Source organism: Mesorhizobium kowhaii, assembly GCF_042431665.1.
Classification (GTDB): domain Bacteria; phylum Pseudomonadota; class Alphaproteobacteria; order Rhizobiales; family Rhizobiaceae; genus Mesorhizobium; species Mesorhizobium kowhaii.
Genome location: NZ_JBHLYT010000242.1, coordinates 15,420 through 17,570, shown reverse-complemented (window position 1 = coordinate 17,570; position 2,151 = coordinate 15,420). Strand labels below are relative to the sequence as shown.

Below are 2,151 nucleotides of genomic sequence, written 5' to 3'. Positions count from 1 at the left end.
TCCACATGGCCGTCGCCGGTCGGGCGCGCCTCGTTGAGCGTTGGCTACGCGGCTTTCAACTCCTTGCCCATCGCCTCACCAGCCGCTCCTGCCGGGCCGACTACTGTCCCTGTCTCCTGGCCGGCAAAACGGCATTTCTTTGTTTAGCTGCGATGTGCTGAAGCGTCCCATATAAAACGGATATGCCATCATGCGCGTTCGAGAGCATTCAGCAACGCCGGATCCAGCGGGCGATGCAAGCCCTTCGGCGCGGCGGTAGTGGGGTCAGTTTGAAACTCCGTCCCAACCACAATAGGCGCTTTCGCCTATACGCCGTCTGGAAATAGGCGGAAACGAAGGCCATCTTCAAGCTATGACCGATAAGCATCCAAAGCGCCCGCGCGACGCAAACCAATTGGCGAGGTCGATAGTTGACATCGCGACTGGCGAGGCGCCGGCTGAAGAAGATCTCAAGAACAAGGCCGCTGTGGAGCTAGGGCGGCGCGGTGGCAAGATTGGCGGCCGCGTGCGGGCTGACCGCATGTCGCGCAGAACAAAGGGCCGAAGCAGCGACGCGATTAGCTGCATCCGCCCGCTGGAGAAGGCGCGGCGACTAGGCGGCTTCTGCTGCCTCGATTTCCGCAAGTCCATAGTGAAGTCGAAATCCATCTGGATAGGCTCTTCGTCCGACCTCGCCTCGTTGTAGCTATCGACATCGACCTTTAGCTGCCGAACGTCACCAACGATCCCGCGGCCGCGCTGCTGGAAAGACATCTGCATATGGTGCCGTGGGGCGGTTCGAATATCGTCCCAAAGAACCATCTGCTGGCCGCCTTGTCGGGCGAATTGAGAAACAGCCCCCCGCGTTGCCTCACCAGGATTGTTCCCTACGACTGGGACGCTCAGTGTAAGCGGTGCACCAAGGCACCTTGCAATAGGCCGATGAACATGGAGTTTTCGCGCCATGACATTGGAACATGCAGAGGGCGATTTGGTCGCCGAGTTAAGCGGTGCGGCGGCGGCCGAAGATTGTGCAACGACGCCCGGGCGCGCGCGGCAACGAAGGCTGTGGAGCTGCACTGAGAAGCGCGCGTTGGTCGACCTGGCGAGCGCGGCGGGGTCGTCGGTGACCGAGGTCGCGCAAGCGTTCGGCGTAGCCCCATCACAGCTCTATGCCTGGCGCAAGCAGATGGCCGGCGGCGAGCCTGATGCCGATCAGGCGATGGCGACCTTCGCGCGCATCGACGTGAGCGATCTGCCCGAGGTTGAACGCCCCGTCGCCGATTGCCCGGACCCGGCCGGCAGGATCGTCGTGGCCTTTGCGAACGGGGCGCGATTGCGGATCGACGGGACCGTCGATCCGACAGCGCTGCGCATCGTCCTGGCGGAGTTGACCAGGTGATCACGGTGGTGCCGACCGACCGGATTTACCTGTGCTGCGGCGCGACCGATATGCGCCGCGGGATCAACAGCCTGGCGCGGATGGTGCAGCAGGTGCTTGCGCTCGACCCGCACACTGGCGCGATCTTCTGCTTCCGTGGACGCAAGGGTCATATCATCAAGATTCTGGCGCATGACGACCAGGGGTTCTGCCTTTTTACAAAACGGCTAACCGATGGTTGTTTCGCCTGGCCAACCACGAAGGATCAGGTCACCGTGTCGCTCACCAAGGCGCAGCTTTCGCTGCTTTTGGACGGGATCGATTGGCGCCGGCCAAGCAAGATTTATCGACCGCGTCTGGCTGGCTGATTTTGCTCGTTTCTTATTGATTTTGTGTCGATTCTGCTTCCGTAAAGAAGCTCTTTCGGGTATGTAATTTGGGTGTCGGAACAGACCCCCTCAATCGCTGATTTCATCGCCCGGATCGCCCTTCTGGAGGCGGCCGTTTCTGCCCGTGACATCACCATCGCCGAACGTGATGAGCAACTGCGAAGGGAGCGCGCCGAGGCCGCACTTCGCATCCAGCGCCTGCAGCTGCGGATCGATCGCTTCAACCGCAAGGCCTTCGGCCGCTCGTCCGAGAAGCTGGGCCAGATGCTGCTCGAACTCGAAGATCTCGAGACCGATTTCGCCGCCGGCGTGCCCGATATCGAGCTGCCCATCGTCGCCGACACCGACAAGGTCCGGGTGTTGCCGGTGCGCAAGCTCAACCCGAACCTGCCGCGCAAGCGC

General features: G+C 61.7%; 3 protein-coding genes. All 3 read left to right on the top strand.

What is annotated here, in order from left to right; translation table 11 throughout:
* Positions 1-943 precede the first annotated feature (943 nt).
* A complete protein-coding gene (tnpA, locus tag ACFFNA_RS40530; protein ID WP_378926051.1) occupies positions 944-1,381 on the top strand; it encodes an IS66-like element accessory protein TnpA in 438 nt (145 codons plus the stop codon).
* A complete protein-coding gene (tnpB, locus tag ACFFNA_RS40525) occupies positions 1,378-1,728 on the top strand; it encodes an IS66 family insertion sequence element accessory protein TnpB (protein ID WP_378926049.1) in 351 nt (116 codons plus the stop codon). The genes tnpA and tnpB overlap by 4 nt, the downstream gene beginning before the upstream one ends.
* A gap of 72 nt (positions 1,729-1,800) precedes the next feature.
* Positions 1,801-2,151 (top strand): IS66 family transposase (locus tag ACFFNA_RS40520; protein ID WP_378926047.1); only part of this gene is annotated, 351 nt, incomplete at its 3' end.

Coding starts and splice junctions, on each gene's coding strand:
- tnpA (WP_378926051.1), top strand. CDS start 944: ATGACATTGGAACATGCAGAGGGCGATTTGGTCGCCGAGTTAAGCGGT.